The sequence below is a fragment of the Streptomyces bobili genome, from assembly GCF_002154575.1.
Taxonomy (GTDB): domain Bacteria; phylum Actinomycetota; class Actinomycetes; order Streptomycetales; family Streptomycetaceae; genus Streptomyces; species Streptomyces bobili.
Genome location: NZ_MUBA01000233.1, coordinates 1 through 7,047 on the forward strand (window position 1 = coordinate 1; position 7,047 = coordinate 7,047).

The 7,047-nt window shown below is 72.2% G+C and carries 7 protein-coding genes; 4 read left to right on the plus strand and 3 right to left on the minus strand.

Annotated features, from left to right (window positions below; genetic code table 11):
- Positions 1–97 precede the first annotated feature (97 nt).
- On the plus strand, positions 98–1,111 hold the full coding sequence (gene mmuM, locus BZL64_RS19575) for a homocysteine S-methyltransferase (RefSeq protein WP_244205406.1): 1,014 nt from the start codon (positions 98–100) through the stop codon (positions 1,109–1,111).
- A gap of 120 nt (positions 1,112–1,231) precedes the next feature.
- On the opposite strand, the gene BZL64_RS19580 is transcribed toward mmuM, so the two are convergent.
- Positions 1,232–2,884 (minus strand): carboxylesterase/lipase family protein, encoded by a 1,653-nt coding sequence (locus BZL64_RS19580; protein WP_086770490.1) that lies wholly within the window; start codon positions 2,882–2,884, stop codon positions 1,232–1,234.
- A gap of 369 nt (positions 2,885–3,253) precedes the next feature.
- Between BZL64_RS19580 and BZL64_RS19585 the strand changes: the two genes are divergently transcribed.
- Positions 3,254–4,297 (plus strand): LacI family DNA-binding transcriptional regulator, encoded by a 1,044-nt coding sequence (locus BZL64_RS19585; RefSeq protein WP_086770491.1) that lies wholly within the window; start codon positions 3,254–3,256, stop codon positions 4,295–4,297.
- A 114-nt stretch (positions 4,298–4,411) separates the two neighbouring features.
- Here the strand turns inward: BZL64_RS19585 and BZL64_RS19590 are convergent, their stop codons facing one another.
- Together BZL64_RS19590 and BZL64_RS19595 are read right to left on the minus strand one after the other, a co-directional pair.
- Positions 4,412–5,284: an isocitrate lyase/PEP mutase family protein gene (locus tag BZL64_RS19590; RefSeq protein ID WP_086770492.1), complete on the minus strand. Its 873-nt coding sequence runs from the start codon at positions 5,282–5,284 to the stop codon at positions 4,412–4,414.
- Positions 5,285–5,467: 183 nt separating this feature from the next.
- Positions 5,468–6,073, minus strand: a complete 606-nt coding sequence (locus BZL64_RS19595) for a hypothetical protein (RefSeq protein ID WP_086770493.1) — start codon at positions 6,071–6,073, stop codon at positions 5,468–5,470.
- Positions 6,074–6,146: 73 nt separating this feature from the next.
- Between BZL64_RS19595 and BZL64_RS19600 the strand changes: the two genes are divergently transcribed.
- Positions 6,147–6,779 (plus strand): VOC family protein, encoded by a 633-nt coding sequence (locus BZL64_RS19600; protein WP_086770494.1) that lies wholly within the window; start codon positions 6,147–6,149, stop codon positions 6,777–6,779.
- A 99-nt stretch (positions 6,780–6,878) separates the two neighbouring features.
- The coding region (locus BZL64_RS41230; RefSeq protein WP_341868815.1) for a VOC family protein at positions 6,879–7,047 on the plus strand (169 nt) is incomplete at its 3' end.

Below are 7,047 nucleotides of genomic sequence, written 5' to 3' on the forward strand. Positions count from 1 at the left end.
GATCGTGATCGTAGCCCGGCGTCCCACATGATGGGCGTTCTGTTCATGAAGTGGACACAGTCGACCCGCCCGTGACGGCTTCGACTAGCGTCGGCGCATGAGCAGCGACACCTCCTCCCCACACGGCACCTCACCGCACGGCACCTCACCGCAGGGCGCATCCGGCGATGGTTTCCCGGCGCACGGTTCCGCCTCGCACCGCCCGTCCCTCGCCGAGGCGCTCGCCACCGGGGCCGTGGTCCTCGACGGCGGCATGTCCAACCAGCTGGAGTCCGCCGGACACGATCTGAGCGACGAGCTGTGGTCGGCGCGGCTGCTCGCCGAGCGGCCCGAGGCGATCACCGAGGCGCACCTCGCCTACTTCGAGGCGGGCGCGAACGTGGCGATCACCTCCAGCTACCAGGCCACCTTCGAGGGCTTCGCCAAGCGCGGGATCGACCGCCAGGAGGCTGCCCGGCTGCTCGCCCTCAGCGTCGAGCTGGCCCAGGAGGCCGCCCGCCAGGCCCGGGACAAGGGCGTACGGCAACCGTTGTGGGTGGCGGCTTCGGTGGGTCCGTACGGGGCGATGCTCGCGGACGGCTCCGAGTACCGCGGCCGTTACGGGCTGACGGTGGACGAGCTGGAGCGGTTTCACCGGCCTCGCCTGGAGGTGCTGGCGGCTGCCGGGCCGGACGTACTGGCGCTGGAGACGGTGCCGGACGCCGAGGAGGCCGAGGCGCTGCTGCGGGCGGTCCGCGGGCTGGGCGTGCCGGCCTGGCTGTCGTACAGCATCGCGGGCGACCGCACTCGTGCGGGGCAGCCGCTGGAGGAGGCGTTCGCGCCGGCGGCCGAGGCCGACGAGGTGATCGCCGTCGGCGTGAACTGCTGCGCGCCGGAGGATGTGGAGGGTGCCGTGGCGACCGCGGCGCGGGTGACCGGGAAGCCGGTCGTCGTGTACCCCAACAGCGGTGAGGCCTGGGACGCCGAGGCCCGCGCCTGGAACGGCCGCTCCACGTTCGCTCCGGAGCAGGTCCTCGCCTGGCGGGATTCGGGCGCCCGGCTGATCGGCGGCTGCTGCCGGGTGGGTCCGGACGCGGTCGCGTCGATCGCGCGGACCCTGTCGGTGCGCTGACCGGCGAAGGTCTTGCCGGCCGGCAGGAGTGTTGCCGGCCGGGGGAGGTCGCCGGCCAGGCCGGACGCGGTGGGTGCCGTCGGGGAGGGATCGCGGCGCGGACGCCGAGGCGTTGGGCGATCAGTCCCGGCCGACTCCCCCGGCGCGGCGCAGGCGGCGGACCACGGCGCGCAGTTCGGTGCCGCGCAGGGGCCGCACGGGCAGGGTGCCCGGCGCCGCGGGCATCTCGGACTCCCCGGCGTCCTCGATACCCTCCGCGACACCCTCCGCGTCGCGGCGGGTGTCAGCCGACCAGAGTGCGAGTTCACGATCCCGGAGACCGTATTCCGTATGCGAAATACCGTCGGCCTCGCCGAAGACCCGCACAGGATGCGTCGCGTCCCACGGCTCCCAGCCCGGATCGCCCGTCGTGGCGAACCGTACCCACGCGCCGTGCATCGCGTCGGCCAGATCCCGCGGGGCACCGTCCCCGGCGAGTTTCGCGGAGTCGGGCAGGTCCCCGGTGTCGAAGACGAAGCCCAGCTCAAGGGCATGGCAGGCACCGAGGCCCGGCCGCAGTGACGGCCAGGCGAATTCGTACACGTAGGAGGTGCCGGGCCGGGCCTCCGCCAGCCGCTGGAGCGGCAGCCGCAGCAGGTGGTCGGTGACCATCTGGCCGACCGTCTCGGCGGTGCCCGCTCCGGGACGCAGGGCCCGGTAGCCGCGCGGCACCTCGGAGCCGCAGCGGCAGCGGGCCATGGCACCCGCCAGGGCGACGGCTCCGAGGCGGTCCACCCGCTCCAGCAGGCCGCCCGGAACGAGCCACAACCGGTACTCGTCGCGGGTCCAGCCGAGCAGCAGCCCGGTGTCACGGGCGGCGTCGCCCTCGACGAGAGCCTCGAGCGGGTGACGTGGAACGAGGTCGCCGTCGACGACGATCCCGAAGGCGGGCCCGCCCAGCACCGGACTGCTGAGCCTGCCGATCTCGGCCTGTGTCCGCAGCAGCAGGTCACGGTCGACGGCGGCGAACGCCTCGGCGGTGGCCGGGATCTTCAGCCGGTTCGCCATCCGGCGGACCATGCGCCGCACCTTGTCCCGCTCGAAGGCCTCCGGCGGCCCGCTCTGGAGCACTGCCCGCCGGAACAGGCCCTGGGCCTGCGGGGCGGCGATCAGGGCGCCGACGCTGATGGCCCCCGCGGACTGGCCGGCCAGGGTCACCTGCGAGGGGTCACCGCCGAAGGCCTCGACCGAGTCGTGCACCCAGCGCAGCGCCGCCAGCTGGTCGCGCAGGCCCGCGTTCGCGGGAACACCCGGAAACACTCCGTAACCCTCGACGCCCAGCCGGTAGTTGACCGAGACGAACACGACACCGTCGCGTGCGAAGTGCCGCCCGTCGTACACGGGCACTGCCGAGGACCCCCTGGTCAGCGCCCCACCGTGGAACCACACCACGACCGGCAGCCGCGCGCCCGGTCCCGGCTCGGGCGTCCAGACGTTCAGGTTGAGACAGTCGTCGCCCGCGACGACCGGATCGGACAGGTACTGGGCGAAGGCCTCGGAGTACGGCGGTTTCGGCGCCGTGGGCCCGAAGGCGCCCGCGTCGCGCACACCGTCCCAGGGCTCGGGCGGCACAGGCGGCCTGAAGCGGCGCGGCCCGAACGGCGGTGCCGCGTAAGGGATCCCCCGGAAGACCGCGACACCGTTTTCGTAGCGGCCCCGCACGGATCCGTACGGAGTCGTGGCCACGGGATCCCGCCAAGCCCCGGTCCCGGGGTTCGCCTGGCCTGCCGTCATCTGCCCACCAGCCCTTCGCCGCGCTCGTGCACCGATGACACCAGAGCACCACAGCGGTGCACGGTATTCCGCCGCACGAGTCCCACGCAGGGCTATTCGGCGTACACGAGCGTGCCGAAACCCAGCTGGCCGTATCCGCCGTCGCCCAACAGCCGGGCCCCGAACGCTCCTCCGGCGACAGTCCCGTGGGCACGGACCGGTGCGCACCGTCGCCCTCACACCGCTCAACCGTTTCCTACGTCTTCACGCCAAGCTGAGGCACGCCTAGGATAGCAAGCGCTTTCTGCGAGCCGTCGGGGCGGATCGGCTCCGAAAGGGCGGTGGTCGAACTTTCGCTGGCCCTCGGGCGGGCCGGAGAGGTGGTTCCCGATGGTCCGCACGGGCAGTGCGAGCATGGCGGCCGGGCCGACCCTTGCGGTCGTGGCCCGTGAGGCGGGAGTGTCCGTGCCCACCGCCTCGAAGGTGGTCAACGGCCGCGAGGACGTGGCTCCCGAGACCCGACGTCGTGTCACCGAGGCGCTGGACCGGCTCGGTTACGTGCGCAGACCCCGCTTCGACCCGACGAAGCCGCCCCGGCTGGTCGATCTCGTCGTGCACTCCCTGGCGAGTTCCTGGACGGGCGCGGTGCTGCACGGCGTCGAGGAGGCGGCGCACGACGCGGGTCTGGACGTGGTCGTGTCGGCCGCCCTGTCCCGTACCCGCGCGGGCCGTCCGCAGCGCGACTGGCTGGACAAACTCACCGCCCGCGGCTCGGCGGGCGTGCTGTTCAACCTGGCCGAGCTGGCGGAGACCCACTACCTGTGGCTGCAGCAGCACCGGATCCCGTACGTGATGATCGACCCGGTGGTGGAACCGCCGCCGGGCGTCGTGTCGGTGGGCGCGGCGAACTGGCAGGGCGGGGTGACGGCGACCGAGCACCTGCTGACCCTCGGCCACGAACGGATCGCGGTGATCGCCGGAACGCGCCGCAGGATGTCCAGCACCGCCCGAGTGGCCGGTTACCGTTCCGCCCTGGCCTCGGCCGGTGTCGGTCACCGCCCGGAGTACATCCGTCACGGCGGTTTCGACGAGTCCGTGGCCCGTCAGCGCATGCGCGAACTGCTCGACCTGCCCGAGCCGCCGACGGCCGTGTTCGTGTGCTCCGACCGTATGGCGCTGGGTGTCTACGAGGCTCTGGCGGAACGGGGGTTGAGGGTTCCCGACGACATCAGCGTCGTCGGATTCGACGATCTGCCCGAGTCCCGCTGGAGCACTCCCGCCCTGACGACCGTCCGCCAGCCGCTGGCGGAGATGGCGGCCACGGCTCTCCGTCTGCTGGTACGCATGATGGACGGGGAACGCCCGGAGGGAACGCGCACAGAACTGTCCACGCGGTTGGTGGAGCGCGCGAGCACCGCGCCGCCGGGGCGTTGACGCGCACGGCGGCGGACGTTCACCCGCGACCCGCCAGGGCCGCGATCCACCCACCCCTGCTCGCATGCGCCGCGTGCGCCGGTGGCGTCAGGCCCACGAGGATCACCGGGCAGTTCACCCCCGAGCGCTCTCCGGCACGGATCGCAGCCGCGCGAGGTTGCCCTCCAGCAGCCGGGTGGCTGTCCTCACGCCGACGCCGCCGACGCCGCCGGTGTCGTCCGCCTCGGGCAGACGGCCGTCCGCGCGTTTCAGGTCGGTCAGGGCGGAGTGCATGGCCCGGTGGGCGGCGAACAGACACGGTGTGCTGTAGATCGCGATGTCGACGCCGAGGTCGGTGAGTTCGCCGAGGGACAGGCTCGGGGACTTGCCGCCGGCGATCTGGTTGAACAGCAACGGCTTGTCGCCGACGACGCCCCGGATGCGGCGGATCCACTCCACGCTGCGTACCCCGTCGACCAGGACGACGTCCGCGTCGGTGGCGGCGAGGGCCTCGGCCCGGTGCAGGATGTCGGCCTCTTCGGTGGCGTCCGTGCGCGCCACGACGACCATGTCGCGGCGGGTGGCGAGGACCATGTCCAGCTTCGTGAGGTAGTCGGCGAGCGGCAGCACCTGCTTGCCGTCGGCGTGCCCGCAGCGGCGGGGCCGCTTCTGGTCCTCGATGATCACGCCGGACGCCCCGGTCCGCTCCAGTCCCTCCACCACATGACAGGCGACCTCCGGATCGACGTATCCGTCGTCGATGTCGACGAGCAGGTGGTGTCCCGGAAAGGCGCCCCGCAGCCGCTGGACGAACGCCATCATGTCCGGCCAGGCGATGAAGCCGATGTCGGGCAGCCCGTAGTAGGAGGCCGCGAAGCCGAAGCCGGAGACGAACATCGCGTCGTAGTGCTGAGCCGTGATGGTCGCCGAGTACATGTCGTACACGCCGATCAGTGGCGTCGTGCCCGGTGCGGCGATCCGCTCGCGCAGCTTGGTCCCGTAAGTCAACGTCCGACTCCTCCTGCTGTGCCTCAACCCGGACACGAGGATCTCCGCGGCTGGGTGCGTACGCCTCGCCCGCGCGGGCCTCACTCACCCCGATGGCGCAAGCGGTTCACCGCAGAAACGTCACTTGCCCGAGTCCGGTGGAGAAGACACGCCCGGTTCCAGCGTCCTTCATGACCGGTTGCCTCAGCCGCCCTGGTCGACGTCGTTGTCCGGGGCTCCGTCGCCGGCCGGTGGCAGGTCGCCGCGCTCCACCGGCTCGCCGCCCGCCGGCGCGGACGGCAGGAGGGTGTCGAGTTCGTCGGCGGATGGGCGGTGGAGCTGGTCGGCGGCCTCGCGCAGGACGTCGCGGGGGACGTTCGTGCCGCCGACACGGACGACGAAGTCCTTCTTCGGGACGGCGTATTCGGCCCAGTGCCCGGAGCTGCGGTACCAGGCGTCGCCGTCACGAGCACAGGTGACGGGTGCCGGGGAGGAGTCGCCACCGGGTTGCTCCTCGCACGTGGCTTCGGTCATCGTCCCCCGGTCGACGGTGAGTTGGACCTGCGTCCCCTTCTGCCGGGAGACGTAGACGGCGGAGAAGCCTTCGCCGCCGTACACACCGACGGACTGCTGGGCGAGGGTGTGGCCGGGGGCGTCGGTGACGTACACCAGCTCCGGGGCGATGCCCAACGCACCTGCCCGCGAGGCCAGTTCGGCGGGGTCCGCCTCGTCGGCGCGCTCGCTGCCGCAGCCGGTGAGCAGCACGGGTCCCAGCAGCAGCGCGGGAAGCAGACGTACGGTACGGATCATGGCGCCATCCTGCCGCACGGGTGTTCCACGGGTCACGGTGATGTGCGGGGCCGAGCACGTAGTCTCGGGCGGGATGAACACCATTCCGGCACGGCTCGACCACCTCGTCCTCGCGACTCGCGATCTGGCGGCCACGGTCGCCGAGTTCACCCGGCGTACCGGAGTGGCCCCGGCTCCGGGCGGTGCGCACGTCGGAAACGGAACCCGCAACTACCTTGTGGGGCTGGGCGGTCGTGCGTATCTGGAGATCATCGGCCCGGATCCCGAGCAGCCGCCGCCGAGGAGATCCCGGATCTTCGGGACGGCCGGACTCGACTCACCGAGGACCATCACCTGGGCGATCAGCCCGCCCGACCTGGACGCGGCGGTCGCGAACGTCCGCGCGCGGGGCTACGACCCCGGGGACGTGCGGAATATGAACCGGCGGCGCCCTGACGGCACCCTGCTGGAGTGGCGGTTGACGGACGGGGGAACCCCACATCCGTCCGGCCTGGTCCCCTTCCTCATCGACTGGGGCGGGACGACCCACCCGTCGGCGTCGGGCCTGCCGGTCACGCCTCTGCTGGAGCTGACGGCCACCGCCGCGGACCCCGCCGAGGTCCGCGCCCTGCTGACCGCGCTGGGTACCGACCTCGCGGTCTCCGAGGGCCCGGCCGGCTTCTCGTACACCCTGGACACACCGAAGGGCCCGGTCGTCCTCACCTGACGAACAGCGGCTGTGAACGGCGCCTGACGGAAAACCCTGGGACAGCCGCGTGTCCGTTTCTTTCAAGACCCTTCGGGCGGTCCTGTCTACGGTGGCCGTATGAGTCCACGATTCGATGCCATCGGCCTGGTCGTCTCCGACATGGCCGCCTCCGTCACGTTCTACCGTCGGCTCGGCTTCGCGTTCCCCGAGGGCGCCGAGCGCGAGCCGCACGCCGAGGCCGCTCTGCCGGGTGGGCTGCGGCTGCTGCTGGACACCGAGGAGACCG

Bases quoted from the DNA above. Each gene is read 5' to 3' on its own strand.
- BZL64_RS19600 (WP_086770494.1), top strand. From the start codon at position 6,147: ATGAACACCATTCCGGCACGGCTCGACCACCTCGTCCTCGCGACTCGC.
- mmuM (WP_244205406.1), top strand. From the start codon at position 98: ATGAGCAGCGACACCTCCTCCCCACACGGCACCTCACCGCACGGCACC.
- BZL64_RS19580 (WP_086770490.1), bottom strand. From the start codon at position 2,884: ATGACGGCAGGCCAGGCGAACCCCGGGACCGGGGCTTGGCGGGATCCC.
- BZL64_RS19585 (WP_086770491.1), top strand. From the start codon at position 3,254: ATGGTCCGCACGGGCAGTGCGAGCATGGCGGCCGGGCCGACCCTTGCG.
- BZL64_RS19595 (WP_086770493.1), bottom strand. From the start codon at position 6,073: ATGATCCGTACCGTACGTCTGCTTCCCGCGCTGCTGCTGGGACCCGTG.